Source organism: Ruegeria sp. BHSB058, assembly GCF_059613285.1.
The window spans coordinates 1-24653 of record NZ_JBXWSF010000030.1 but is presented as its reverse complement, the minus strand read 5'-3'; the positions used below and the strand labels follow the sequence as shown (position 1 = coordinate 24653).

Sequence of the window (24653 nt, the reverse complement as noted above, 5' to 3'; positions counted from 1 at the left end):
ACCGAGCATGTTATTTGGATCGCACCGGATAGCGCTCGCCTTTCTCGTTTATCAGGATCAGACGACCACCGTTGCGAACATAGAGATCACACCTGTTGAACCCATTTTGGAACTCTGTGCAGACGCTGCCATCTTCTGCAATCCGATATGTTCCAAACGCAGTCCCACCGCCGTTTGCCAGCGAATAAGTATAGGAATAGGCACCTCCGGCAGAGTATTTGGATTGACCATCATCATAGAACGTCAACGTTTGGCCAGGGAGATTTTTCAGTTCTTCGTGGCTGAGAGGGACGTCCCCAGGACGGGTATGCCAATCGGCTGCAGCGACCGGGGTCGCGGACAACAAGAAAAATACGGCGACAGTTTTCATTGGGCGATTTTGGCGCACATTGCCTTGGACAGGGAGTAACGATGCGGTGAGCAGACCGACTTAAGGCCGCACGCTGAACTGAACCCGCAGGCGCATTTGGCCGGTCCCTTCTCGCGAATAGAGCATCAGCTGATCTTTTTCGATCAGAAAATCACAACGGCTGAACACCTTTCGAAGGCTGACGCAAAATGCGCCGTGCCATTTGAACTGAACCATTCCAATTGAAATCCCATCGCCAAACCGTTCCCTCAGCGAATGCGCGTGGTGAACTGGTGCGTGTCTGGTCGAAGTGTCAAGCAGCAGGGATTTAGACAAACGAGGAGTGGTCGGGTAGGCAGTTTCGCCGCCCATAGACCAGAACTGCGCAGATTGGATGTCTTGCGCCTGCGACGGCGTGGAGATGATCGCCAGAACACAAAACATAAGCACAACTAACATACTAAGATGATAGCAGAAATCTTGACGTTTTGCCACTTTGATTGTCTAGGCGACCATCGCCTCGGCTTTCTTGAGGTCGACCGAGACCAACTGGCTGACGCCCTGTTCCTGCATAGTCACGCCAAACAGCCTGTCCATCCGTGCCATCGTCACCGCGTGGTGGGTAATGATCAAGAAACGAGTGTCGGTCTGGCGGCACATTTCGTCCAGAAGGTCGCAGAACCGGGTCACGTTGGCATCGTCCAACGGTGCGTCCACCTCGTCAAGCACGCAGATCGGGGCTGGGTTGGCCAGGAACACGGCAAAGATCAGGGCCATTGCGGTCAGCGTCTGCTCGCCCCCCGACAGAAGGCTGAGAGTCGAAAGTTTTTTGCCCGGCGGCTGACACATGATTTCCAGGCCGGCATCCAATGGATCGTCGCTTTCGACCATGACCAGATTGGCCTCGCCGCCGTTAAACAGATGCTTGAACAGCATAGCAAAGTTGGTGTTCACCTGCTCGAACGCCGTCAACAACCGCTCGCGCCCCTCACGGTTCAGGCTTGAGATGCCACTGCGCAGGGCCTTTACCGCCTCTTCCAGATCGGATTTCTCGGAATTCAGAGTATCGTATTCTTCCTGAACCTCACGAGCGTCCTCCTCGGCTCGCAGGTTTACCGCGCCCATCGCATCACGCTGACGCTTGTGGCGGTTCACCTCGGCCTCCAGCGCATCTGCCGACGGCATCCGGTCGGGATCGACATCCAACTGGTTCAATAGCTGGTTGGGGGTCAGTTGCTGATCCTCGGCGATCCGCTCCGCCGCGGTCTGAACTGTTTCGCGCGCCGCCTCGCAACGCGCTTCGGCGGCGGCCCGTGCCTCGCGCACTTCGGAGGCCAATCGTTCCGCCTCACGCTCAGCCAGAATGGCGGCGCGCTGTTGGTTTTCGGCCTCAGCCAACCGATCAGCTGCTTCGGCCCGTCGCGCCTCGGCGGCTTCGATCTGTTCGTTCAGATTTTCGCGGGCCTCTGCAATTTCTCCCGGCAGCGCCATGGCTTCGGACAACTCCTCTTCTGAGGCTGCCTTTCGCTCGGTCAGTTCCCCAATCCGCTTGCCTGCAGTTTCAAGCCGATGCCGCCAGCCACTCAGATCCTTCGCCACTTCCTGAGAGCGGCGCGTGCGCGCCTCGCCCTCGCGGCGCAATTCGTCATGGGTCGAACGGTGGGTCAACATCGTGATCCGCGCGGCTTCGACTGTCTGCTTGATGTCCTCGACATGGGCGCGGGCGCTGTTGACATCGCCCAAACTCGCCAAGGCGCCCTCGGCCTCGCGCAGTTGCACGCGGGCGGCCATGGCGTCTTCCTTGTGGCGGTCCACTGACAAGGACAGGGTTTCCAGCTTGCCCTGTGCAAGATTTCGATCCGCCTCAGCACGGCTGAGCGAGCGGGCGGTTTCGGCCACACGCTGATCGGCAGCGCGGCGCGCCTCGCGAGCGCGGCGGTCTGCCTCGGTCACTTCGGCCAGTTTGCGCGACAGGCTGTCATGGGCGGCTCGGGCACCATCGGCCTGTGCTTCGGTGCGGGCCAGTTCCTGTTTCAGCGCTTCGAGACGGTTCAACTGTTCCAAGCGCATCGCGGCAGCACTTGGCGCATCTTCGGCCCAGGTACGGAATCCGTCCCAACGCCACAGATCCCCCGATTGCGACACCAGTCGCTGCCCGGGTTTCAGCAGGGGCTGCAGCCGCGCGCCCTGTTCTGTTTCGACGATGCCGATCTGAGCAATACGTCGGCTCAGACGGTCGGGACCCGAGACATGCAAAGCCAACGGTTCCGCTCCATCCGGCAAATGTTGGTCTTCATCATAGCCGGGCACCTTGACCCAACCGGACGGGCCGTCTCTTTCGACCACCGGAGCACGCAAATCGTCAGCCAAAGCCGCACCCAAAGCTTTTTCAAAGCCAGGATCGACACGAAGAAGGTCCATCACCTGCCCGCCCTCGGCAGTGTCGCGTGCCACAAGCTTGGCCAATGCGCTGGTTTCAGCGCGGATCGCGCCAAGTTCACCTTCGGCCTCTGACCGCTTGGCGCGCGCATCTGCCTCGCGCGCTTGCGTATCGCTGCGCAGTTCATCGGCAGCAGCGAGCGCCTCTTCGGCCACTTCGGCGGCTTCGCGGGCTTCTTCTTCGGCCTCCTGAGCCGCCCCGTACGCCTCCTCCGCGCGGCTTAGCGCTTCGTGGGCGTCGTCCATCGCGGCACGAGCCTTCTCTTCTTCGGTCTCCGAACGCGCCAAAGTCTTGCGACTGTCTTCGACTAGGCGCTGCGCCGATTGGTGGCGGGCGACGAGGCGGGCCATATCCTCGGTTTCCTGAGACAGGTGATCTTCGCGTTCCTGCAGTACCGCCGCCGCTTCGCGCGCGGTTTCGGCAGCCTCGGCAAGCTTGTCACCATGACCTTCGGCGGCTTTTGCGAGTTCGCGTGATTCCCATTCCAGCCGCTCTATGGTTTCGCCCGCGTCACGATTCAAGCCGGTCTCGCGCTCGATATCGCGGGCCAGTTGCAGAATGCGGGCCGTCAGGGTTTCGATGGTCTGACGGGCGCGGGTCTCCTGATCGGCAAGCGCATCGCGCTGAACCTGCTGGCGCTGCAGGATGGCGGCAGCGATTGCCTCTTCCTCGCGCAGTGGTGGCAGAACCTCGTCGGCTTTTGCACGTGCCGCTTCGGCCTGCCGCGCCCCGGCCTCGGCCCTCGACGCCTCGGTAATACGTTCGCGCAGCTTGTCCTCAGCCATTTGGCGGGCAAGCTCTGCTTCCTTCCAACGGCGATACAGCAGCATGCCTTCGGCCTGGCGCAGCTGTTCTCCGATTTCGCGATAGCGCGCAGCCTGTCGGGCCTGGCGTGCCAATTGCGCCAACTGCGCACCCAGTTGTTCCAACACATCATCGACGCGGGTGAGGTTGGTTTCGGTGCCTTTCAGCTTCAGCTCGGCCTCGTGCCGGCGCTGATAGAGACCCGAGATCCCCGCCGCCTCTTCCAGAATGCGACGTCGCGCCTTGGGCTTGGCGTTGATCAGTTCGGCAATCTGGCCCTGACGGACCAGCGCCGGCGAATGCGCACCTGTCGAGGCGTCAGCAAAGAGCATCTGAACGTCACGCGCCCGAACGTCCTTGCCGTTGGTTTTGTAGGCACTGCCGACATCTCGGGTGATGCGACGGATAATTTCCAACTGGTCGCTGTCATTGAAGCCCGACGGGGCCAGACGTTCCGAATTGTCGATTGTCAGCGCCACCTCGGCGAAATTGCGGGCGGGCCGGGTGGCGGCACCTGCAAAGATCACGTCCTCCATCCCGCCGCCGCGCATCGCCTTGGGACGGTTTTCACCCATTACCCAGCGCAGTGCCTCAAGCAGGTTGGACTTGCCGCAGCCGTTTGGGCCGACCACGCCTGTCAAACCGTCCGCTATGATCAGATCGGTCGGATCGACGAAGCTTTTGAAGCCGGTCAGTCTGAGCTTGTTGAAACGCAACGGTGGACCTGTCCCTTGATTCCCGTAGGTGTCCGAGTCTGCGCAATGGAAGGGGCCTGTGTCAACGCCGATACGCTGTATATGGCGCAATCGCGCCAGTTATCCACAATATCTTGCCGATTCCCCCAGTTCAGGGACCTTAGTAAGGGTAGCACTCAAAATCTGTGTAATAGGGACCGGCGACTTCGATACAATCGTAGTTGGGCGTGGACCTGGCAATCTGCAACAGCTTCTCTCCTGTAGCTCTGTCGCATCCGAGAATTCCGGTGGTCACGGCGGAATCGCCCAGAACGTCCAGAACTTCGCATCCGGAAACCTGGGCCATCGCCATCCCTGCGCGCTGGCGGATCGGCCCCAGTCGGGGTGCGTATTGACCGTTGACCCGAACAGCCTCAGCCAGATTGCCCCTTACCCGCACGTCGAATAAACTGCCGTCGATATCGACACGCGTTGGCGAAACGCCCTTGAAATGAGGGGTGGCTGTCGCGCAGGAGGCGAGGAGGACGAAGGGCAGACAACGCAGCATGCCTACCAGTCGCAGTTATTGGTTAACGGAATGTTTCCAACGAGCTATGCCGACAACAGGACCTGACTCAACCGACGGATGCCTTCCTGAATCGTTGGTTCGTCCGAACAGGAGAAACTCAGCCGCAGGGTGTTGGCCCCGGACCCGTCGGCAAAAAACGCCTGGCCGGGAACAAAGGCGACCTTGACGGTGTCCAGCGAACGTGCCAACAAATCTGCTCCATTCATCTCTGCCGGTAACGTAACCCAGATGAACATGCCGCCCTCTGGACGGGTCCATTTCACGCCGTCTGGCATGTGCCGCACCAAAGCGTCCAGCATTGCATCCCTCCGCCGTTGATAGACGGCACGCAGCTTGGGAATGTGCGTTTCAAAGCAGTTTTCCGCGACGTGGGCGATTGCCATCTGGTTGATAGTCGAAGAATGCAGATCGGCCGCCTGTTTCAGAAATACCATCTGCGATATGACCGGCTTGGCCGCAACTGCCCAGCCCACGCGCAAACCCGGAGCAAGGGTTTTCGAAAAACTGCCACAATAGATAGTGCGGCAGTCTTCAATCGACCCTTTCCGCTCAATTTCCAAGGCGAGCATCGGTGGTACGTCTTCGCCATCATAGCGCAGCGACTGGTAGGCTGCATCCTCGATCACGGCGCAATCCAGTTCTTCGGCCAAATCCAGTAACGCCTTGCGTCCGCGAAGATCGACGGTTTCACCGGTCGGGTTGGCAAAATCCGGTGAGAGATAGGCGACCTTGACCTGCCCACCCGCCTGACGCGCGGCATCTTGATAATCCAACGCGGGACGATTGCCATTTATCGACAATTGGTCAAAACGCGGTTCGTAGGCATTGAATGCGGCCAATGCCCCAAGATATGTGGGCCAGCCAACCAGCGCTGTGTCCCCCGGCGACAGGAACAGCTTACCCAGATAGTCGAGCGCCTGCTGCGAACCTGACGTGATCAGGATGTTGTCGATGTCGCAAACGATCCCGATTCGGGCCATCTCTTCTGAGATCCAGCGCCTCAACGGGTGGTATCCTTCGCTTACTGAGTATTGTAGCGCCTGCGCCTGATGCGCAGGATCAAGGGTCGTGGCAAACGCCTCGGCAAAGGCGTCCGCAGGGAAAAGCGCCGGGTCAGGAATACCGCCAGCAAAAGAGATGATGCCCGGCTGGTCCAGCAGTTTGAGCAACTCGCGGATTTCCGACGCCTTCATGCGAGACGCACGGGTTGCAAATATCTGGTCCAATGACATGGCTTTTCTCCGACAATGCGATTGCAGAGCCTAGGAAGGCCGAAAATAAAGTCAATAACTCTGACCTAATGTTTCAATCCTCGTGATCAGCAAAGGACCGATCTTGCGAAATCTGACGCCCCGTGGTCATGTGTTCTTACCAATTCGAACGAGTTCTGCATGCCTTTCCAGAAAATCCAGTCAGAAAAACTGTCTACAGCTGTCGTCCGTCAGATCGAATTGCTGATCCTCCGCGGGATTCTGCGCCCGGGTGAGAGGCTGCCCTCGGAACGCGAACTTGCCGAGCGACTTGGTGTGTCGCGACCGTCGCTGCGCGATGCAATTGCCGAGTTGCAGGAGCAGGGACTGCTGGCCGCCAAAGCAGGTTCGGGCATCTATGTTGCCGAGGTTCTGGGGTCGGCGTTTTCCCCTGCCCTCATCCGGCTTTTTGGCACCCACGACGAGGCGGTGTTCGACTATCTGTCCTTTCGCAAGGATATGGAAGGCTTGGCCGCTGAGCGCGCCGCGCGGCTGGGATCGGACAGCGACCTGAAGGTGATCCAGACAATTCTGGACAAGATGGAAGCCGCTCACAAACACCGCGCGGGCGACGATGAAGCTCAGTTGGACGCACAGTTTCACATGGCCATCATCGAGGCCAGCCACAACGTCGTGATGCTGCACATGATGCGGTCAATGTTCGATCTGCTGCGCCAGGGCGTATTCTATAATCGAAAAATCATGTTCCATCAGCGCACAACGCGAGAAGCAATCCTGGGCCAGCACAGGGCCATAAACGCCGCCCTGCAGGCGCGAGATCCAGACGGTGCACGTAGCGCAATCGAGCGGCACCTCAGTTTTGTGGAGCAGTGCCTTGCTGACCAACAGAAGGCCGAACAGAACGAAGCCATTGCGCGGCAGCGCTTACAGCATGAGACCGGGGTTTCATAACCCTCTGGACACAATCCCTTACTTTTAAACGCGTTTTTTCATTTCGTTGTAGTCCTGCTCTCCCAGACTGGACTTCCGGAACTGGCGGTCCAACTTCCGCCGCTTCCAACCATTCGGCCATTTGAGGCTAGGTAATGTCGTGAAAGCGTAGACATCACCTTTGATCCGAATTTTTTTCATCCCCAGTTCGTCGGCGATGAAATCCAGACACTGTTCAGAAAAGAAACTGATGTGCTGGCCCGTTTCAAAAGCCCAGTACCACCAATCAGTCTCAGGAATGGCGGTCGGATCAAAACAAGTTGCCGAAAAAAACAACGTATCGAAACCAAACTGCTTGCGCGCATCCCGAAGGTAATCCAGCGGGTTTGGCAAATGCTCGAGCACTTCGAACGCCGCCGCCACTTGATACTTCCCTCCATCGGCTTCAAAACCGCGTGCAAGCAAGTTGTCGGCATACGGGTCCAACCAGTGGAAATTCAACCCGTTGTCCCTTAGTCCGCGGACAAGAAGCCCATAGCCGGCTCCAATATCAATTCCTCTGGCTTCATCCAGCCCATTGGCTCTCATGGCGGTGGACACGATACGGATGTTTGCAAGATTGCGTGCCAGAATCCCCGTGTCGGTCAGGGCAATCGCATCGCTATAAGCCTCATCCAGCCAATGCGGGCCTTCGACCCAGATGTAACCGCAGCTGTTATCCAAAAAATAGTTCGCCTCGTGACGCCCAATGACCTTCTGATTGAACAGAAATGATCCTTCCTGACCTGTCAGCGGAGATTTGGGCATGCTCAGTCTTGTCCATTCATTTCGATGGGTAGATGGGCTGGAAGAGGCGCCCCGCTTCCCTCTCCCAGATGTTCAGAGGGTGCAACTGTCGTCAATCCCGGATCGATATAAAGCCGCGCTCCGCGAGACAACATGAGCTGATGCAGCATGACATGTTCGCAAACTAAACGGCCGTCACCATCTCGACAATCGTATTTCAACCCCTCAAGCCTCTTAGTGCGATAGAGGCCCAATCCGGCGAACGCACTTTGAACCGGGATCATCGGGGCCTCTATGGGTATGTGATACTGGCGACCGAAAATTACATCCTTCAGTAGTTGTTGCCGCCACCGGCGGCGATGAAACAACGGTTTTCTCGAAGAATGAATACGTTGCCAGACGTCTTCCTCACACCAACCAGCGCATCGCAAAGCATAAAGATCATAATATGCCGGTAAAGCGTTCCCGAACACGCCATCCCAATTTGGCGTTCCACGCTCCAACGCCCTCAGAACAGAATCCGCGCTTAGGTGCGTGTTGGGTCCATCAAGGTCGAGAATCAGCGTCGCATCGTAGAGAGGTTGCACAGAAAACAACCGCTCCAAAACCGCATTTCGAGCAAACGTAATCCGTTCCACCCGGTTCGGTATTTCATTCGACAAGCCATCAAGTGTGAGGATTTCGGCTTGCGGCAAGCGGTTAGCAAAGCTTGCAAGAACCTTTCCCGTTCCATCGGAATTGTCATTCGTCGCGATTACTATCCGGCTTTGATCCAGTCGTCCGCACAAATCGTCGATCCGGGCAAGCGTTTTGACCAGCGCATCACCACCGTCTCGTACCACGCCAATAATATTTAAAGATTGCGACAACATCTATGACAGCCAAACTCTAGCAATGCGGGTAGATTTGGCAATAAAGAAACGGCCCGAAGGCCGTTTCCAATCAATGCAGCTTCGCCTCGACGTCCGCGATGGACGCGTCGATCAGCTTGTTGGCCTGCGCGGCGGTCATCTGTTTGGCCAGAACCTCGGCAGCTGCGGCCACGGCTACCGAAACGGCCTGGTCACGCACTTCCTTGATGGCCGAGGCCTCGGCGGAAGCGATCTGATCACGCGCAGCAGCCAGACGGCGGGCGATGGACTTCTCAAGATCGACCTTGGCCTGCTCAGCGGCCAGAACAGCATCTTGCTTGGCTGCGGCGACGATGGCGTCGGCCTTTTCCTGCACTTCACGCTGCTTGCGCTCGTACGAGGCCAGCAACGTCTGGGCTTCTTCACGCAGTGCGCGTGCTTCGTCCAGTTCCGCTTGGATGCCCGCGGCACGGTTATCCAATGCGCCACCGATCATCGAAGGCACCTTGAAGTAGAACAGGACCGCAATGAACACAAGGAACGCGATGAGCACCACGAAGTCGGTATTGCCCAGTGAGAAGAACGGGCCAGTGGCAGCAAAGGCCGGGCTGGCTGCGCCTGTAGTCAGGATAAGGGCAAGAATGTTGCGCATGACTCTTATCCTTTCACTCGTGTATCGACGGCACCAGCGATAGCGCCGGCATCGGCCTGACCACCCAGAGCGGCAACAAGCTCGGCCGCCGTATCCTTGGCAACCACCTGAATGCTCTCCAGCGCACCGGCACGGATTTCGGCGATCGCCTTTTCCGATTCAGCCGCCTTGGCTGCGATTTCCGCATCTGCCTTGGCGATGGCGTCATCCAGATCGGCCTGGATTTCCGCACGGGCCTCGGCAGCGATACGCTGTGCCTCAGTCCGGGCATCGGCCAGCGCTTTGTTATAGGCATCTTCAGCCTCGACCGCCTTGGCCTTCAGGTCTTCGGCTGCGGCGAGATCGTTGGTGATGGTTCCCGTCCGCTCGGCCAGAATTGCCGCAATACGGGGCAGAGCCACGCGCGACAGGACCAGAAAGACGACGACCAGCGTAACGACGAGCCAGAAGATCTGGTTCGGGAACCAGTCAAAGCAGAGCTGCGGCATCCCGATGGCCGAGCCATGGGAATCCACGCATGCGCCTACAATTTCTTCGGCAATGGGTTCAGTCGCCATGTTGTCCTCCGTCGGAACGTTGTCTTTACAACAGGTGGGCCGCTATGGCCTGGGCCCACCTGCGCGTAAGGATCAGGTTCCGCAGATTAGACGGCGAACATCAGCAGCAGCGAGACCAGGAATGCGAAGATCCCCAGCGCTTCTGCGAATGCGATACCGATGAACAGGGTTGCAGTCTGCGAAGCAGCTGCCGAAGGGTTGCGCAGGGCGCCGGCCAGGAAGTTGCCTGCAACGTTGCCCACCCCGATTGCGGCTGCGCCGGAACCGATTGCTGCCAGGCCTGCGCCGATGTGTGCGAGATCGCCTTCCATGATGAGTTCTCCTTACGATTTGGAAGTTTCGATGTTGGGTTATCGTTCCTGTGTTCAGGGTAGTCCCTGATCAATGATGCGGATGCAGAGCGTCCTTGAGATACACACAGGTCAGAATGGTGAATACGTAGGCCTGGATGAAGGCCACCAGAATTTCGAGACCGTACATTGCGGTGATCGCCAAAATCGAGACCGGCGAGATCACAGCGACAGCGGCAAAACCTGCGAACACCTTGATCACTGCGTGGCCTGCCATGACGTTACCGGCAAGACGAATGGAGTGACTGACAGGGCGCACGAAGTACGAAATCAGCTCGATAACCGCCAGGATCGGACGCAGCGCCAATGGCGCGCTGGACACCCAGAACAAGCTCAGAAAGCCTGCGCCGTTCTTGACGAAACCCAGGACAGTCACGGTCAGGAACACCGATAGTGCCAACGGAATGGTGACAGCGAAATGTGATGTCGTCGTGAAAGAGGTCGGGATCAGCCCCAGGAAGTTCGCGGTGACGATAAACATGAACAGTGTCATGACATAAGGGAAGTACTTGACGCCTTCCTTGCCGCAAATATCCTCAAGCATCTTGTAGATGAAGCCATAGGCCAGTTCGGCAATCGACTGCATCCGCGTCGGGACGATACCGCGCTTGGAAGTGCTCAGCACCAGCAGGCCGATGATCGCCAAAACCGCAAAGAACATCCACAACGTCACGTTGGTCGGCGTGTACCAGGCAATCGCGTCGCCGCCAAACAGCGGCTTGACGATAAACTGGTCCATCGGGTGGAAAACCAGGCTGCTGCCTTCTGCGGCGTGTTCCGCGCCTTCGGCTCCGTGTGCTGTGGTGGTCTCGGTCGCCACGTTCAGTCCCTCTCGTCCTTGCCGGCCTCAGCATCGGCCGCTTTCTGTTTCGCCTGAACCTCTTGCGCGCTGCGGAGCATGACTTTCACCCCGGCGGCAAGGCCCAGCAATGTGAAGAGCACCAGAAAAATCGGGATTGTCCCGAACAGGTTATCCAACCCGTATCCGATGCCAAATCCGATCCCGAGACCGGATACCATTTCGATGACCATCCTCCAGGCAAGTTCGCCGCCGGATATGTCAGCGTCCGCGCGAGGCTTGGGCTGTTTGGCCTTTTTTGCCGCGTCGATCTTGGCCTCAAGCTGCGCCATACGCTGCTTTTGGTCATCTTCGGTCACAGGCGTTTCCTTCGCACAGTCTTGGACATGGTGCTAAGGGCGCGACGGGGCAGAGTCAACGCTGTTGATTGCGGCAGATGAATCGTCATAACAAACTATTATTAAATGATTTTTTTAAAAATCGCACCTGTCGACCTTTGACGCCCGCCGCTCTGTTAGCGCCAAATACCTGGATTCCACATATTCAACCAAATGGTTGACGATAATACACGCATGTGGTTCTGCCAGAGCATGAACGATGATCTCGACACCATATTCTCGGCCCTTGCCGACCCCACCCGGCGCGCCATTCTGGCGATGCTGCTAGAGGACGACATGGCCGTGACGGACGTGGCCGAGCCATTCGAAATGTCGCTCGCCGCGATCTCGAAGCATCTGATGATCCTCACCCGCGCCGGCCTGATCTCACAGGAAAAACGCGGGCGGGTGAAATGGTGCAAACTGGAACCGGACGCAATGCGCGATGCTTCGGTCTGGATGCAAGGGTTCGGGCAATTCGAACCAGTGAATCTGGATGCATTTGAACGTTTTCTGAGAACTGAACTGGACAAACAGCCCGGCGAACAGGGCTAGGCTATACGCCTTGAATTGCCTCAACCGAGACTATGGCGCCGGACGCGTCCGCCCGACACCGCCAAAGCGTCGTGGATCCCGCAACACTCACAGTCAGTGAGGTTCCCGCTGAATCCGCGTCAATCGAAACAGTCTCGACACCGCTTGGCCGTGTAACGCTTTCTGCTGCGACCAGCGCCTCACAACTTTCCTGCAGCGCCAACTGTTCCTGCTTGCTCGTCGATCCACACGCCACAACGACGCCCAATATCAGCGTCATGCCATATGCCTTCATGTTTGCCCTTCCCCGATTACCTGTTCGCATGATGACCGCAACGCTGCCATATCCTCCAACAAATTCAAGCCTCAATCCGGAATACTGATCGAGCCTGCCTGAACCGACGTGCGTCCTTTTAACAAGAGCAGCAAAGCCAATACGGTCAGCGCGATTCCGACCAGCACTAGCGGCCCCGGAACGCCTTTGCCCAAAGCAATTTCCCATAGGATCACCCAGCTTGGCGTTAGATATGTATAAGCCATCACCTTGGCCGACGGCAGGTGAAGCGTCGCATATTGCAACAGCACGAAAGTGACCGCACTGGCACAGATGGCGACATAGAAAAGGCCAATCCACACGATGGCAGGCAGAGCCAGCCAATCCGTAGCAAGCAGATCCGACCAACCATATGCTGTGAGAAGGCAGCATCCCGCCAGCAGCATACCAAATGTAAACACCACCGGCGGCTCTCCCCGGTTCAACTTGCGCACCATTGGGGTATAGATCGCATGGGCCACGCAGCCCCAGAAATAGATGACTTCGCCCTGCCCGATCTCAAAAGCTTTGAATGCAAGCCAATCCGCACGAAAGATGACCCAAAGCGCGCCGATGGCACCGATCAAGAGCGCCGTTGCCATATAGCTTGTGGTAATCTGCCGCAACAATATCCAGCCCGCGAGTGCCGACAGGATCGGAGTCAGGGTAAACACGGCCGCAGCACTGACAGGAGGCGCGGTTTTCAGCCCCTCGAACATCAGCACGAAATACGCCGCAAACAACCCGCCCAGAACGAAATATCGCCAAGGGGCCTTGGCTGCACCAATCGGAAGGCCGGTCGTCATTGCGGCCGCCACTCCGATAACGACAGCGGCAATGACAAAACGCGCAGCATTCAGAGCGGCAGGCGAAATCTCGTTTGCAATCATCGATCCCAACGAAAAGCTGCCCGCGACCAGCGCCGAAAACGCCAGCATGGCCAGATGGCCGCGGGTCTCGGGGCTCATGTTTTCCAGTCCTTGGCCCGTTGTTTGATAAACTTCAGGAACGCCTGAACCTTTGTCGTCCGGTGCAGATCGACATGCGTGACCAACCAAAGTTTGCCTGACCATTCGGGCAGAGGCTCCATGACCTCGACCAACTCAGGATATCGGGCCGCATCCCATCGCGCCATGAAACCGATGCCTGCCCCGGCCAGCACTGCCTCACGAGCCGAATAGTTGTTCGTGCACCGAAAACCAATCGCCTCATTCGGCGCGTTCTGGCGCAGCCAAATGGCAAAGGGCGCGCGACTGTTTTCATCGTCGTATCCGACAAAAGAATGGTCTGCAAATTCAGATACACCCCTTGGCAATCCATTGCGACCCAAATAGGATTGGCTGGCATAAAGGCCGACATCCTGCGGGATGAAGGGTTGCACGACATTGTCCGGCTGATCCGGGGCCGCCCCTGCACGGATCGCAACATGAGCCTCACCATATTCCAAACGAAACAACCTGTCGCCGGTAAGATAGCGCACGATCAGGCCGGAATGCATAGTCCTAAACTCTGAAAGAACCGGCACGATCAACGGCGCCAGCGACGCCAAAGACGTGACCACCAACTCACCCGAAACATCATCGCCGCGCCCCTTCATCCGGCCGGCCAGTTGATTGAACTGATCCTCGGTTGCCTGCGCCACCCGTAACAGGTCTTCTCCGGCCTCGGTCGGCGTGTAGCCACGCGCGTGCCGCTGAAAAAGTTTGACACCCAATCGCGCCTCGATCGCGTCTATGTGGCGAATAACCGTGGCATGATGAACACCCAGCACATCGGCCGCACCGCTGACGGTTCCCATGCGAGCCACCTGATACGCGGTGCGCACTTCGTCCCAATTGTCCATGATACGTGCTTTCCAATGTGCGAATTCCAACAATAGCTGTTAATATATCTGAGTTTTGTTCGCTGATGCAACAAACATATGAGGCGTATCACATGAATTCGCCAACCACTGGATATCACGAAATGACCCGCACAATTCTCCACATCGACGCTTCGGCCCGCCGCACCGGCTCAACCACACGCGATCTTTCAAACCGTATCGTCAAGCACCTCGGTGCCCAGCGTATCATCCGTCGCGATCTGGCGACACCTTTGCCGCTTCTGACCGAAGACTGGATCGACGCCAACTTCACATCGAAAGACGATCGCAGCGCAACTCAGCAAGACTTGCTGTCCCTTTCGGATGAATTAGTCAGTGAATTGCAGGCCGCTGACACTATTGTCATAGGTTTGCCGATCTACAATTTTTCGGTCCCCGCCGCCTTCAAGGCATGGGTAGACCTGATCGCCCGCGCCGGTCTTACCTTTGCCTACAGCGACTCCGGCCCTCGCGGGCTTCTGGACGGAAAGCGGGCCATTCTTGCCATCGCTTCCGGTGGCACCGCTGTCGACTCGGAAATCGACTTCGCCACCGGTTATATCCGCCACGTTCTGGGGTTCATCGGAATAAATGACATCGACATCATCGCCGCCGACAAGATGGCGATTGCTCCAGAAATAGCTTTGAAATCCGCCCAGGAAGCGGTTGCAAAACTGGCGGCCTGATATCTCCGCTGGCCAAGGTCGGCTTTACCGTCCAATCTGAACTCTGGTTTCATCAATCGGATTGGACGGGTTCATGAAAAAGATCGGCATTCTCGGCGGCGTCGGTTGGGCTTCGACGGTGGACTACTACCGGGCCATTTCCGAAGGAGCAGGTCGGCATTTTGCCAAACTCGGGCATGGCTCGCCGCTTCCCGTACCGCCAATGACCATCGAATCCGTAACTCAGGCCCACACCCGTGCGCTGCGCGGTCAGCCCGGCGATGAAGAAAGCTGGGCCGGTTTCGATGCCGTTTTTCGCAACGCCATGCTGGTTTTGCAAAACGCGAGTTGTGATTTCGCTATCATTGCCTCAAACACACCACACGCTCGGCTGCATGCCATTCGACGGGGCGTCGATATGCCGATCCTCAGCATCTTCGACGCCACTGCCAAAGCGACTGCAGCCACAAAGGTCGAGACCGCGCTGGTTCTTGGAACCTCCGTCACGATGCAGGCCAGAGGTTACGCGGACAGGCTCTCGCGGGAAAACATCTCGGCTAATGCGCCCCTGTCCGATGCTGATATCGCCGAAATGCAGGCGATGATTGACAGCGATTTCTATGGCGGCGCGTCTAAGACGGCCCGCGACAGGCTTTTGGCATATTGCGACCGCCACGCCGAACCGGGCACTGCAATCCTGTTGGCCTGCACGGAATTGCCGCTGGCCTTTCCCGATAACTTGGATGACCCGAGCTTCCAAGCCGATGGGCACTTGTTCATCAACCCCTCTGCCGCCCATGTCGCATCAGCGCTCCAAGAGGCGCTGGCCGACGATTGAGCGACCAGCCTTCATCTTTTAATTGATACTCCCGTCGCAGGCGCGCTCCTCAAGGCACGTTCTGTCAGGTCAACCAGTTCACGGTACACCCGATCCGCTCAAAGAACGCCATGACATCATCTCGGGGCATGGCAAGCGTACGGTCATTGACCAGAGGATGCATATAAATAACTTCAGCCTCTTTCGCAGCCGCGTCCATGAAAAAGCTGACCCCGTTTTCAACGCCGTTGATCATCGCCAGCGGACTGACCGCTCCGGGCCGAATGCCCAAATTCTGCATCAGGCGATCAGCAGAGCCAAAGGACAGGTTACCGACGCCCAGCTCAGCTCCGAGTGCCTTCAGGTCGATTTCGCGGTTTTGCTCCAGCGTCACCAAATAGTTGCGTTTCTTCTTGTCGCGCAGATAAAGGTTCTTGATCCGAAGGGGATTTTCGTCCGGAACCATGAACTGATCTTCAACGGCCTTCGACTCGTCAACAGTGCGCAGGGGAATATGCTTGTGCAACTTGTAGCCGAGTCCCCATACCGCAAGCTGTTCCAGCAAAGCATCGGAACTGCGCGGAAGACTGTCCTGAAATGCTGATGATGCGTCCATGAAACCCTCCTGAAATCGCGAAATGCTCATGACGCAACAGGTCGCGCGATGCAACCGCTTGATCCACGCGGTCAAACCGGTGTTAACCTCTGGTCATGAAAATCACGCGGAATACCCCCGAACAACTGATCCTTGCCGACACGCCCTGGTTCATTGGCATCATGCTGATCTTCTTTATTCTGGCCTTCGTCGGCCCCGGTATTCTGTTGATGAGCACCGGTGGCGAGAACGTCTGGTTTGGCTTGGCGTTTGCCGTCATGGGGGGTGGATTGGGGTTTGCCGCCTTTTGCGTCTTTGTTCGGCGAGTGCAGGTGATACTGGACCGGCACCGCAACCGCATCACCATCCGCCGCCAGTCGGTTTTTGGTTACGAAGCGGTCGAGCACATATTGTCGAACCTGTCTCATGCAGAGATCGAAAGCACCACCGCCAAACGCGACAATGGAACAACGACGGTTTATCGCCCCGTTCTGGTTCTACGTGGCGGTATGAGCAAGGGCAGGCACCCAATTGTCGAGACGTTTTCCAGTGGACAAGGCTCGCACCGGCTTGTCACGGCCGTCAATGACTGGCTTCCCGCCCGGGAGGTTGACTCAGACGGTAAATCGGCTTAAGCCCGCGCAAACATCCGGAAGTGTGAAACCTTCCGGTCCCTTGAGTCACTCAGGGATCGCCCCCCACCAGCGAGTTTCGCCCGTGGGGGCAATGCCATTTGGCATTACCCCCACGTTTAGTTCGGTGGGAGGGGGCAATTGTGTATTTAACCGGCGCTACCTAGCTAGAGAGTGCCACATCTAAACCGGCTAAGGAGGCCGAAGGCATGTTTGAAAATCTATCCGAACGCCTTTCCGGCGTCTTTGATCGGCTGACCAAACAGGGTGCCCTGTCCGAAGAAGACGTCAAGACCGCCCTGCGCGAGGTCCGCGTTGCCCTGCTTGAGGCCGACGTCTCGCTGCCGGTGGCGCGTGAATTCGTCAAGAAAGTGCAGGACCAGGCGACCGGTCAGGCGGTGACCAAGTCGATCACCCCCGGTCAGCAGGTCGTCAAGATCGTGCATGACGCGCTGGTCGATACCCTGCGTGGCGAGGAAGACCCCGGCAAGCTGAAGATCGACAACCCGCCTGCCCCGATCCTGATGGTCGGTTTGCAGGGTTCGGGTAAGACCACCACTACCGGTAAACTGGCCAAGCGCCTGAAAGAGAAAGAGGGCAAGAAGGTCCTGATGGCCTCGCTTGACGTTTATCGCCCGGCGGCGATGGACCAGCTGGCGGTTCTGGGCGCGCAGGTCGGCGTTGATACGCTGCCGATTGTACCGGGCCAGAAACCCGTCGACATCGCCAAGCGCGCCAAGCAGCAGGCCACATTGGGCGGCTATGACGTCTATATGTTGGATACCGCCGGTCGTCTGCATATCGACGAAGTGCTGATGGACGAGGTCGAGCAGGTCCGCAATGTGGTTGACCCGCGCGAGACCCTACTGGTGGTTGACGGCCTGACCGGTCAGGTCGCCGTTGAAGTAGCCGAAGAATTCGACGCCAAGGTCGGCATCTCGGGCGTGGTCCTGACCCGGATGGATGGGGACGGACGCGGTGGTGCGGCGCTGTCGATGCGCGCGGTGACTGGCAAGCCCATTCGCTTCGTCGGTCTGGGCGAAAAAATGGACGCGCTGGAGACCTTCGAGCCGGACCGGATCGCCGGACGTATTCTGGGTATGGGCGACATCGTTGCCCTGGTCGAAAAAGCCCAGGAAACGATGGAGATGGAACAGACCGAGCGCATGATGAAGCGCATGGTCAAAGGCCAGTTCAACATGAACGACCTGAAGATGCAGCTGGAACAGATGATCCAGATGGGCGGCATGCAGGGCATGATGGGCATGATGCCGGGCATGGGAAAAATGGCCAAGCAAATGGATCAGGCGGGTCTGGACGACAAGATCCTGCGCCAGCAGATCGCCTTGATCCAGTCCATGACCAAACGCGAACGCGCCAACCCGCAACTGCTGCAAGCCAGCCGCAAGAAACGGATTGCAGCCGGTTCGGGGATGGAGGTCAGCGACCTCAACAAGCTGCTCAAGATGCACCGGCAGATGTCGGACATGATGAAAAAGATGGGCAAGATGGGTAAGGGCGGCATGCTGAAACAGGCCATGAAAGGGATGTTCGGCAAAGGCGGCCCCTCGCCCGAAGACATGGCAGCCGGCATGGACCCCAAGGCTCTGGAACAGGCGGCCAAGGCGATGGGCGGCAAAATGCCCGGCGGTCTGCCCGGTCTGGGCGGCGGCATGGGTCTTCCTCAGGGCCTGAGCGGGTTTGGCAAGAAGAAGTAATGAACGCCCCATCGGCATATCCCTGGGAGGCTCCGGCCACCGGCCCCGCAGCCGCGCTGGCTGCGCAGTTGGGTGCTTTGGTGCCGCGCATCGAGACCGCGCGTCTGATCCTGCGCGCGCCCGAGTTGCGGGATTTCGAGGATTATGCCGAAATTCTGGTGTCAAACCGCGCGCGCTATATGGACGGCCCGTTTGACCGCAAGGGCGCGTGGCAGGATTTCACACAATACGTTGCAGGTTGGATGCTGCGCGGCGCGGGCGTTTGGACGATAGAGGACAAGACCACCAGAATCGTCATGGGTTTTGTTTCGGTCGCCATGGAGTTTGGCGATCATGAGCATGAACTGGGCTATATGCTGACCGCCACCGCCGAAGGTCGGGGCGTCGCGTCAGAAGCCGTTGCCGCCGCGCGCAGCTTTGCGCTGGAAATCCACGATCTGCCCTCTTTGGTCAGCTATGTTGACCCGGACAATGTCCGCTCTGCGGCAGTGGCCCGCCGTGTCGGGGCATTGCGCGACACGCAAGCTGAAACTGCCTTCGACGAACCCATTCATGTGTATCGCCATTCTCCGAGTGACTCCAACGGCGGGACGGAGGCATACGCATGATCGACCTTCAAATTCCCACTCTGACAACCGAGCGCCTGATCCTGCGCGCGCCGTCTGTTGACGATCTAGAAGCGGAAGCCGAGTTTTTCGCCTCTGACGCGGCAAGGTTCGTCGGCGGGCCACTGCGCAAGGATGAAACCTGGCGATCGATTGCCATGTTGCTGGGCCACTGGGCAATTCGCGGTTTTGGTTTCTGGGGTGCCGAAGAAAAAGACACCGGCGCTTACGTAGGCCGGATCGGTCTTTGGTTTCCCGAAGGCTGGCCAGAGCCCGAAATCGGCTGGACACTGATGAGCCATGCCACTGGCAAAGGCTATGCGACCGAGGCCGCGCTGGTCGCGCGCAGCTATGCTTATGACGTATTAGGCTGGGAAACCGCAATTTCGCTGATCGATCCGGCAAACTTGGCCAGCAAAGCTGTCGCCAAACGGTTGGGTGCAGAGTTCGATTGCCACTATGAACACCCAAAATTCGGCACTACGGAAATCTGGCGACATCCCGCCCCGGCTGATCTGGTGAATGGCGGCGTGGAGGCCTACGCGTGACCAACTCCATCCCGACCCTCGAAACCAAACGACTGATTCTGCGCGGACCCGAGCCCGAGGATTACCCGAATTTCAAGGCCACGTTCACCAGCTATCGCGCCCGCTTCATGGGTGGACCGCTGAACCCTTATGAATCGTGGATGCTCTATGCTGCCGAGATCGGCCATTGGCAGATTCGCGGCTATGGAATGTGGATGATCCACGACAAAAAAACCGACAAGACCTATGGCATGGCCGGCGGATGGAAACCGGCGGGCTGGCCCGAGGCCGAGATCGCCTGGGTGATCTGGCCGGATGCGGCGGGTCAGGGCTATGCGCTTGAAGCCACCCACGCGGCGCGGCGCTACTTCTATGACATACTCGGCTGGGAAACCGCCGTAAGCTATATCGATCCGAAAAACCTCGACTCGATCCGTCTTGCGGAACGGCTCGGGGCCCAAAAGGATCACGAGGCAGCGACGATCGACGGCAGCGACGCAGTCTATCGCCATCCGTCGCCGGAAAAGCTGCGCAGCTCGCAGCTGGCGCATGGTATCGAGATGGAGATCGGACACTATGCCGACCCACTGTTCAAACCGAAAGGATGGGCCCTTGACTGAACCCATATCCGATCCCGTAGCACGCGCCGCAGAACTGCTGAAAGAGCACCGCGAAAGCATCGATCGCCTGGATGCGATACTTGTCTATACGCTGGGCGAGCGGTTCAAGCACACGCAGGCCGTTGGCAAGCTCAAGGCAGAACACGACCTTCCCCCGTCCGATCCAGCCCGCGAAGAGGCACAGATCGCACGACTAGAAGATCTGGCGAAAACGGCCGACCTGGACCCCGATTTCGCCAAGGCTTTCTTGAATTTCATCATTCAGGAAGTCATCAGACACCACAAGAAACACCAGGAATAACGGGATGCGTCCCGTCAACGCCATCAAAGGAGACACACAATGGCAATGAAAATTCGTCTGGCCCGTGGCGGCTCGAAAAAGCGCCCCTTCTATCGCATCGTGGCGGCTGACAGCCGCATGCCGCGCGACGGCCGCTTCATCGAAAAGCTGGGCACCTATAACCCGCTGCTGCCGAAAGACAGCGAAGAACGCGTGAAGATGGATATGGAGCGGGTCCAATACTGGCTGGATCAGGGCGCGCAGCCTACCGACCGTATCGCGCGCATGCTCGAAGCCGCTGGCGCCAAAGACAAGGCCGAACGCAGCAATCCGAAAAAAGGCACTCCGGGCAAGAAAGCTCAGGAGCGTGCCGAAGAGAAAGCAGCGAAGGCCGCTGAAGCCGCCGCACCGGCCGAAGAATAAGCAGGGCGCGCGTGCAGGATCAGGTCTTCAGCGCAGATTTCCGCACGCAGTTCGACCTGTTGTTGCGGCTCCGGCGCGACGTGCGCCGGTTCCGCACCGATCCTGTGGACGAGGCAGTGCTGGCGCACTGCCTCGACGCATTTCGGCTAGCCCCATCGGTAGGATTGAGCGAACCCTGGCGCGTGATCCGCGTCGAAACCCAAGCGGCTCGCAGAGCTGCACTTGAGAATTTCGAAACCGCTAACGCCGAAGCGCTGTCTGGCTATTCCGGCGAACGTGCCCGGACATACAGTCGGCTGAAACTGTCGGGCATGAAAGACGCCCCAATTCAATTGGCGGTATTCTGTGATGATGCGACTGACAAGGGACAGGGACTGGGCGCGGCCACGATGCCCGAGATGCGGCACTATTCCGTCGTTGCGGCGATCACCCTGTTCTGGCTCAGCTTGCGGGCCGAAGGGCTGGGACTGGGTTGGGTTTCGATCCTTGACCCTGATCGGCTGAACCGCGATCTGGACGTGCCGGAAAATTGGCGACTTATCGGATATTTTTGTTTGGGCTGGCCGCACGAAGAATCCGACACGCCAGAACTGGAAACCGCAGGCTGGGAAGCACGTGACCAGCAACTGACAGTCCGAACACGGTAGAAGCATATGTTCAGGCCCATCCGACTAGTTCTGTTCATGGCAATCGCCTTTGTTGTCGGAGTATTGTACGAACGCAATGCTCATGCGGAAAGATGCCTTGATGCCGGGGGGCGTGTTGTGTCCAGACTATGTGAAGGAGGGCAAAGATGAGCGACCTGATTTGCGTCGGCACGGTTGCGGGCTCTTTTGGGGTGCGGGGCGAAGTGCGCCTGAAGAGCTTCTGCGCCAATCCCGAGGATATCGAAACCTACTCCCCTCTGACCGATGAAGGCGGCTCGGAGCGTTACCACCTCATTATTACTCGCCCGATCAAGAGTGGTTTCGCTGCCCGTCTGGGTGGGGTCGAAACCAAGGAACAAGCCGACGCACTTAAGGGCTTGCGCCTGTTCGCGCGCCGCGATCAATTGCCTTCGTTGCCGGATGACGAATTCTATCATGCGGATCTGATCGGGCTTGAAGTGGTCGACACAGGCGGGGCGGTACTGGGCAAGGTCAAATCAGTCCAGAACCACGGTGCGTCCGACCTACTAGAAATTCAGGGGCCGGAGTTAAAAAACACCGTACTTTTACCGTTCACAATGGCTGCGGTTCCAACTGTGGATCTGACTTCTGGCCGCATCATTGCCGACCCGCCAGAGGGGTTGTTTTGAAACATGACCGACGCTCCCGCCCGTTCGCATGGCCGAAAGGCCATTCGCCCGTCTCTGAAACCCCGTGAGCTTATCGAGCCGACACCCGATCTGCACGGTGTCTGGAAGGCCAAGATCATCACGCTGTTCCCGTCGGCCTTTCCCGGCGTGCTCGGCGAAAGCCTGACTGGTAAGGCGCTGCAGGAAGGGCTGTGGCAACTCGAAACTATCGACCTGCGCCAGTTCGGCATCGGTAAGCATCGAAATGTCGACGATACACCAGCGGGTGGCGGGGCGGGCATGGTGTTGCGCGCCGATGTTCTGGGTGCCGCAATCGAACATGCGATGGACGGCGTTCGGGGTAATTGGCCCCTGATCTATCTCAGCCCACGCGGACGACGGATGGACCAGCCATTGATGAAGAACCTTGCACGATGCGAAGGCGTGACCCTTCTGTGCGGTCGATTCGAAGGCGTCGACGAGCGCGTTCTAGAACACTATGGCGTTCAGGAAGTCAGTCTCGGGGATTTCGTGATGACCGGTGGCGAAATCGCTGCGCAGGCTCTCATCGACGCCACTGTTCGCCTGATCCCCGGCGTTTTGGGCAATCAGGCTTCGGCGGAGGAAGAGAGCTTTTCTTCGGGCATGTTGGAACACCCGCAATACACCCGCCCCGCCGAATGGAAGAATCGGCCCATCCCCGACGTGCTAATGTCAGGTCACCATGGTAAAGTGGCCGAGTGGCGACACGATCAGTCGAAAGAAATTACCCGGACCCGCAGGCCGGACCTTTGGGAGACATACCAACGGGAGAAAAATCCAGCAAAAAACTGATCCGGTTCTAAATGAGGGCAAACATCCTCGTGTTGCCCTCATTTGATTTTGATATCCGAGCTATTCGTCAGTACCACGGATGCAAATTTTTGCGGTTTGCTATGCACTCAACGCTTCACTTGGCGCGTCGTATTCTTCATACCCCAACACACGAACTGATCCTGTCGCGACAAGCTGCTCGATTTCGCGCCTAGTAAGCGATGCGCGCGCGGTTGGTCCGAATCCTTCCCCGCCACGCACGCCCATCCGGGTCAACACGCGTGAAAGGCGCAGTTTTTGGATAGCGCTTACCAGGGTCATCGACATTTCACCCGGATAGAAGCTCTCCGACGCGACCCCGTGAGCATAGACCAGCGCGTGTTTTTCCAGCAGGATATGGTAGTAGGTCACGCTTTCTTGCCCTTCCAGAACCGTTACGCCCGGATGGCCGACAAAGCCACACGCAGGCGCAAGGGCTTCGTCCACACCGAAATGCATCTCTAGCCCCGCTCCGGAAACGGCAATCTTGTGTTGCGGTGACAGGATCAGCGGCCGCGAAGGAAGATCCGCTCCGAATGCGCCGGTTTCGATCTTGATCGGGGCCACGTTTTGGTCTGCGTTCGACAGTTCATAACGGCTTGCACCAATCCAACGGATGGCCATCGGGGCGCCGTCTGCGACCAGAACAGTATCCCCAACCTGCATTTCCTCAACCGATACCTCTCCCCGAGGCGTCAGAATCTTCGTTCCTTCAGCAAAACACAGAGGTGTCGGAGGCGGATTTAGGTCAGTGTTCTGAACTTCGATGGCACCATTGCCAAAAGCATCCATTTCGGCCTGCGTCGCGTCGCTTTCCGGCAGGAATGTCAGACGGGTTGTTTCGCCAGCAGTCGGATAGTCATAAACGACGATAGTGTAGACCGGATCGCCCTCGAACTGGTCTGGAACCTGACCAGCCCCCTGATTGTTCAATGTGGGAAGCGTTGCGACCATGTCCAGCGAGAAACTGTAAACCTGCCCCCCAATCGACACCACAGTATCGGGGTCAGGCGTCACGGCATCGCCCTCAAGTACGAAATCCCCATCAGCTCCGCCGAGCGTTTGGTCGAGAAACTCGATCTGAACGGCCGGAGCACCCGTTAGGTTCAAGTTAGCGTTATTGGCCGTGTTGCTGTCGGTCCGCGCCCAGTAGATTTCTGCCATGTTGCCCTTCCCTTTTACTTGGCGTCAACTTTTGCCCGACCGGTGTCAAAAAGACGACGCGTATTTGTTAACATTGTGAAAACGGAGCTATGTCAAGCTTCTACGAGGGCTGTCAGCGTGAAACTTCGACACCGTCGTGAAAAAGTGACTTACCCCGGCATATTTGCGGCTTGCATTGCGCACAACAGAACATGCAATTGCCTTGCCCGAATCCCTATCCGATCTCTCCCGCCTTCCATCGCAACCAGACTTCGGGCCCGCTACGAAAGACGTTGATATCGACCTTTCCGTTCACACCTGGAACCAGACCCGTTCCGGTATATTGCCAAAACCTCCAGAATGCCCCGGGATACACCTGACGCGGATGCCCAGCCACGGAACGTAGCCAGAAATCCGTTCCAT

The 24653-nt window shown here is 57.9% G+C and carries 30 protein-coding genes and 1 pseudogene; 14 read left to right on the top strand and 17 right to left on the bottom strand.

Annotated features, from left to right (window positions below; all coding sequences use genetic code 11):
- Positions 1–10: 10 nt before the first annotated feature.
- The 5 genes from AC2FNB_RS09870 to AC2FNB_RS09850 all read right to left on the bottom strand — a co-directional run bounded on the left by AC2FNB_RS09870 (position 11) and on the right by AC2FNB_RS09850 (position 6088).
- Positions 11–370 (bottom strand): hypothetical protein, encoded by a 360-nt coding sequence (locus AC2FNB_RS09870; RefSeq protein WP_480750657.1) that lies wholly within the window; start codon positions 368–370, stop codon positions 11–13.
- A 60-nt stretch (positions 371–430) separates the two neighbouring features.
- On the bottom strand, positions 431–844 hold the full coding sequence (locus tag AC2FNB_RS09865; protein ID WP_496746007.1) for a hypothetical protein: 414 nt from the start codon (positions 842–844) through the stop codon (positions 431–433).
- A 9-nt stretch (positions 845–853) separates the two neighbouring features.
- Entirely contained in the window at positions 854–4309 is a 3456-nt protein-coding gene (locus tag AC2FNB_RS09860) for a chromosome segregation SMC family protein (RefSeq protein ID WP_496746005.1), read from the bottom strand.
- A gap of 139 nt (positions 4310–4448) precedes the next feature.
- Entirely contained in the window at positions 4449–4835 is a 387-nt protein-coding gene (locus tag AC2FNB_RS09855) for a hypothetical protein (RefSeq protein WP_496746003.1), read from the bottom strand.
- Between the two features lie 44 nt (positions 4836–4879).
- Positions 4880–6088: an aminotransferase-like domain-containing protein gene (locus tag AC2FNB_RS09850; RefSeq protein ID WP_496746001.1), complete on the bottom strand. Its 1209-nt coding sequence runs from the start codon at positions 6086–6088 to the stop codon at positions 4880–4882.
- A 159-nt stretch (positions 6089–6247) separates the two neighbouring features.
- Between AC2FNB_RS09850 and AC2FNB_RS09845 the strand changes: the two genes are divergently transcribed.
- Positions 6248–7018, top strand: coding sequence for a FadR/GntR family transcriptional regulator (locus AC2FNB_RS09845; protein ID WP_480750662.1), 771 nt, complete (start codon positions 6248–6250; stop codon positions 7016–7018).
- Positions 7019–7042: 24 nt separating this feature from the next.
- On the opposite strand, the gene AC2FNB_RS09840 is transcribed toward AC2FNB_RS09845, so the two are convergent.
- The 7 genes from AC2FNB_RS09840 to AC2FNB_RS09810 all read right to left on the bottom strand — a co-directional run bounded on the left by AC2FNB_RS09840 (position 7043) and on the right by AC2FNB_RS09810 (position 11351).
- Positions 7043–7804, bottom strand: a complete 762-nt coding sequence (locus AC2FNB_RS09840) for a class I SAM-dependent methyltransferase (protein ID WP_496745999.1) — start codon at positions 7802–7804, stop codon at positions 7043–7045.
- 2 nt (positions 7805–7806) lie between these two features.
- Positions 7807–8655, bottom strand: coding sequence for a hypothetical protein (locus tag AC2FNB_RS09835; protein ID WP_496745997.1), 849 nt, complete (start codon positions 8653–8655; stop codon positions 7807–7809).
- Between the two features lie 70 nt (positions 8656–8725).
- Positions 8726–9286 (bottom strand): F0F1 ATP synthase subunit B, encoded by a 561-nt coding sequence (locus AC2FNB_RS09830; protein ID WP_496745996.1) that lies wholly within the window; start codon positions 9284–9286, stop codon positions 8726–8728.
- 5 nt (positions 9287–9291) lie between these two features.
- Entirely contained in the window at positions 9292–9843 is a 552-nt protein-coding gene (locus tag AC2FNB_RS09825; RefSeq protein ID WP_480750666.1) for a F0F1 ATP synthase subunit B', read from the bottom strand.
- Positions 9844–9929: 86 nt separating this feature from the next.
- On the bottom strand, positions 9930–10154 hold the full coding sequence (locus AC2FNB_RS09820) for a F0F1 ATP synthase subunit C (RefSeq protein ID WP_005981269.1): 225 nt from the start codon (positions 10152–10154) through the stop codon (positions 9930–9932).
- A 70-nt stretch (positions 10155–10224) separates the two neighbouring features.
- A complete protein-coding gene (locus AC2FNB_RS09815; protein ID WP_480750667.1) occupies positions 10225–11013 on the bottom strand; it encodes a F0F1 ATP synthase subunit A in 789 nt (262 codons plus the stop codon).
- A gap of 2 nt (positions 11014–11015) precedes the next feature.
- On the bottom strand, positions 11016–11351 hold the full coding sequence (locus AC2FNB_RS09810) for an AtpZ/AtpI family protein (RefSeq protein WP_496745994.1): 336 nt from the start codon (positions 11349–11351) through the stop codon (positions 11016–11018).
- Between the two features lie 231 nt (positions 11352–11582).
- On the opposite strand from AC2FNB_RS09810, the gene AC2FNB_RS09805 reads away from it, so the two are divergent.
- Positions 11583–11924, top strand: a complete 342-nt coding sequence (locus tag AC2FNB_RS09805) for an ArsR/SmtB family transcription factor (protein WP_480750669.1) — start codon at positions 11583–11585, stop codon at positions 11922–11924.
- A 345-nt stretch (positions 11925–12269) separates the two neighbouring features.
- Here AC2FNB_RS09805 and AC2FNB_RS09800 read toward each other — a convergent pair whose 3' ends face one another.
- Complete coding sequence (locus AC2FNB_RS09800) at positions 12270–13184, bottom strand: DMT family transporter (protein WP_496745992.1); 915 nt, start codon at positions 13182–13184, stop codon at positions 12270–12272.
- Positions 13181–14059 (bottom strand): LysR family transcriptional regulator, encoded by an 879-nt coding sequence (locus tag AC2FNB_RS09795; protein WP_496745990.1) that lies wholly within the window; start codon positions 14057–14059, stop codon positions 13181–13183. The genes AC2FNB_RS09800 and AC2FNB_RS09795 overlap by 4 nt, the downstream gene beginning before the upstream one ends.
- 122 nt (positions 14060–14181) lie before the next feature.
- On the opposite strand from AC2FNB_RS09795, the gene AC2FNB_RS09790 reads away from it, so the two are divergent.
- On the top strand, positions 14182–14763 hold the full coding sequence (locus tag AC2FNB_RS09790; protein WP_480750672.1) for an FMN-dependent NADH-azoreductase: 582 nt from the start codon (positions 14182–14184) through the stop codon (positions 14761–14763).
- A 73-nt stretch (positions 14764–14836) separates the two neighbouring features.
- Positions 14837–15580: an aspartate/glutamate racemase family protein gene (locus tag AC2FNB_RS09785; protein WP_496745988.1), complete on the top strand. Its 744-nt coding sequence runs from the start codon at positions 14837–14839 to the stop codon at positions 15578–15580.
- 64 nt (positions 15581–15644) lie between these two features.
- On the opposite strand, the gene AC2FNB_RS09780 is transcribed toward AC2FNB_RS09785, so the two are convergent.
- Complete coding sequence (locus AC2FNB_RS09780; protein ID WP_496745986.1) at positions 15645–16175, bottom strand: prolyl-tRNA synthetase associated domain-containing protein; 531 nt, start codon at positions 16173–16175, stop codon at positions 15645–15647.
- A 95-nt stretch (positions 16176–16270) separates the two neighbouring features.
- Between AC2FNB_RS09780 and AC2FNB_RS09775 the strand changes: the two genes are divergently transcribed.
- The 10 genes from AC2FNB_RS09775 to trmD all read left to right on the top strand — a co-directional run bounded on the left by AC2FNB_RS09775 (position 16271) and on the right by trmD (position 23069).
- Positions 16271–16789, top strand: coding sequence for a hypothetical protein (locus AC2FNB_RS09775; RefSeq protein ID WP_496745984.1), 519 nt, complete (start codon positions 16271–16273; stop codon positions 16787–16789).
- A 206-nt stretch (positions 16790–16995) separates the two neighbouring features.
- A complete protein-coding gene (gene ffh, locus AC2FNB_RS09770) occupies positions 16996–18504 on the top strand; it encodes a signal recognition particle protein (protein ID WP_496745982.1) in 1509 nt (502 codons plus the stop codon).
- Positions 18504–19112, top strand: a complete 609-nt coding sequence (locus AC2FNB_RS09765) for a GNAT family N-acetyltransferase (protein ID WP_496745980.1) — start codon at positions 18504–18506, stop codon at positions 19110–19112. The genes ffh and AC2FNB_RS09765 overlap by 1 nt, the downstream gene beginning before the upstream one ends.
- Entirely contained in the window at positions 19109–19657 is a 549-nt protein-coding gene (locus AC2FNB_RS09760; RefSeq protein ID WP_496745978.1) for a GNAT family N-acetyltransferase, read from the top strand. The genes AC2FNB_RS09765 and AC2FNB_RS09760 overlap by 4 nt, the downstream gene beginning before the upstream one ends.
- Positions 19654–20256 (top strand): GNAT family N-acetyltransferase, encoded by a 603-nt coding sequence (locus AC2FNB_RS09755; protein WP_496745976.1) that lies wholly within the window; start codon positions 19654–19656, stop codon positions 20254–20256. Before AC2FNB_RS09760 ends, AC2FNB_RS09755 begins: the two co-directional genes overlap by 4 nt.
- Positions 20249–20557, top strand: a complete 309-nt coding sequence (locus tag AC2FNB_RS09750) for a chorismate mutase (protein WP_496745974.1) — start codon at positions 20249–20251, stop codon at positions 20555–20557. The genes AC2FNB_RS09755 and AC2FNB_RS09750 overlap by 8 nt, the downstream gene beginning before the upstream one ends.
- A gap of 39 nt (positions 20558–20596) precedes the next feature.
- Entirely contained in the window at positions 20597–20959 is a 363-nt protein-coding gene (rpsP, locus tag AC2FNB_RS09745; RefSeq protein ID WP_480750681.1) for a 30S ribosomal protein S16, read from the top strand.
- Between the two features lie 11 nt (positions 20960–20970).
- Complete coding sequence (gene bluB, locus AC2FNB_RS09740) at positions 20971–21606, top strand: 5,6-dimethylbenzimidazole synthase (RefSeq protein ID WP_496745972.1); 636 nt, start codon at positions 20971–20973, stop codon at positions 21604–21606.
- Between the two features lie 146 nt (positions 21607–21752).
- On the top strand, positions 21753–22256 hold the full coding sequence (gene rimM, locus AC2FNB_RS09735) for a ribosome maturation factor RimM (RefSeq protein ID WP_496745970.1): 504 nt from the start codon (positions 21753–21755) through the stop codon (positions 22254–22256).
- 3 nt (positions 22257–22259) lie between these two features.
- Entirely contained in the window at positions 22260–23069 is an 810-nt protein-coding gene (gene trmD, locus AC2FNB_RS09730) for a tRNA (guanosine(37)-N1)-methyltransferase TrmD (protein ID WP_496745969.1), read from the top strand.
- Between the two features lie 99 nt (positions 23070–23168).
- On the opposite strand, the gene AC2FNB_RS09725 is transcribed toward trmD, so the two are convergent.
- Together AC2FNB_RS09725 and AC2FNB_RS09720 are read right to left on the bottom strand one after the other, a co-directional pair.
- A complete protein-coding gene (locus AC2FNB_RS09725) occupies positions 23169–24251 on the bottom strand; it encodes a Hint domain-containing protein (protein WP_496745967.1) in 1083 nt (360 codons plus the stop codon).
- A 214-nt stretch (positions 24252–24465) separates the two neighbouring features.
- Positions 24466–24653 (bottom strand): annotated as a pseudogene (locus tag AC2FNB_RS09720) (glycoside hydrolase); the annotation flags it as partial.

Coding starts and splice junctions, on each gene's coding strand:
- AC2FNB_RS09870 (WP_480750657.1), bottom strand. CDS start 370: ATGAAAACTGTCGCCGTATTTTTCTTGTTGTCCGCGACCCCGGTCGCT.
- AC2FNB_RS09855 (WP_496746003.1), bottom strand. CDS start 4,835: ATGCTGCGTTGTCTGCCCTTCGTCCTCCTCGCCTCCTGCGCGACAGCC.
- AC2FNB_RS09850 (WP_496746001.1), bottom strand. CDS start 6,088: ATGTCATTGGACCAGATATTTGCAACCCGTGCGTCTCGCATGAAGGCG.
- AC2FNB_RS09845 (WP_480750662.1), top strand. CDS start 6,248: ATGCCTTTCCAGAAAATCCAGTCAGAAAAACTGTCTACAGCTGTCGTC.
- AC2FNB_RS09840 (WP_496745999.1), bottom strand. CDS start 7,804: ATGCCCAAATCTCCGCTGACAGGTCAGGAAGGATCATTTCTGTTCAAT.
- AC2FNB_RS09835 (WP_496745997.1), bottom strand. CDS start 8,655: ATGTTGTCGCAATCTTTAAATATTATTGGCGTGGTACGAGACGGTGGT.
- AC2FNB_RS09830 (WP_496745996.1), bottom strand. CDS start 9,286: ATGCGCAACATTCTTGCCCTTATCCTGACTACAGGCGCAGCCAGCCCG.
- AC2FNB_RS09825 (WP_480750666.1), bottom strand. CDS start 9,843: ATGGCGACTGAACCCATTGCCGAAGAAATTGTAGGCGCATGCGTGGAT.
- AC2FNB_RS09820 (WP_005981269.1), bottom strand. CDS start 10,154: ATGGAAGGCGATCTCGCACACATCGGCGCAGGCCTGGCAGCAATCGGT.
- AC2FNB_RS09805 (WP_480750669.1), top strand. CDS start 11,583: ATGAACGATGATCTCGACACCATATTCTCGGCCCTTGCCGACCCCACC.
- AC2FNB_RS09800 (WP_496745992.1), bottom strand. CDS start 13,184: ATGAGCCCCGAGACCCGCGGCCATCTGGCCATGCTGGCGTTTTCGGCG.
- AC2FNB_RS09795 (WP_496745990.1), bottom strand. CDS start 14,059: ATGGACAATTGGGACGAAGTGCGCACCGCGTATCAGGTGGCTCGCATG.
- AC2FNB_RS09790 (WP_480750672.1), top strand. CDS start 14,182: ATGACCCGCACAATTCTCCACATCGACGCTTCGGCCCGCCGCACCGGC.
- AC2FNB_RS09785 (WP_496745988.1), top strand. CDS start 14,837: ATGAAAAAGATCGGCATTCTCGGCGGCGTCGGTTGGGCTTCGACGGTG.
- AC2FNB_RS09780 (WP_496745986.1), bottom strand. CDS start 16,175: ATGGACGCATCATCAGCATTTCAGGACAGTCTTCCGCGCAGTTCCGAT.
- AC2FNB_RS09775 (WP_496745984.1), top strand. CDS start 16,271: ATGAAAATCACGCGGAATACCCCCGAACAACTGATCCTTGCCGACACG.
- ffh (WP_496745982.1), top strand. CDS start 16,996: ATGTTTGAAAATCTATCCGAACGCCTTTCCGGCGTCTTTGATCGGCTG.
- AC2FNB_RS09765 (WP_496745980.1), top strand. CDS start 18,504: ATGAACGCCCCATCGGCATATCCCTGGGAGGCTCCGGCCACCGGCCCC.
- AC2FNB_RS09760 (WP_496745978.1), top strand. CDS start 19,109: ATGATCGACCTTCAAATTCCCACTCTGACAACCGAGCGCCTGATCCTG.
- rpsP (WP_480750681.1), top strand. CDS start 20,597: ATGGCAATGAAAATTCGTCTGGCCCGTGGCGGCTCGAAAAAGCGCCCC.
- rimM (WP_496745970.1), top strand. CDS start 21,753: ATGAGCGACCTGATTTGCGTCGGCACGGTTGCGGGCTCTTTTGGGGTG.
- trmD (WP_496745969.1), top strand. CDS start 22,260: ATGACCGACGCTCCCGCCCGTTCGCATGGCCGAAAGGCCATTCGCCCG.
- AC2FNB_RS09725 (WP_496745967.1), bottom strand. CDS start 24,251: ATGGCAGAAATCTACTGGGCGCGGACCGACAGCAACACGGCCAATAAC.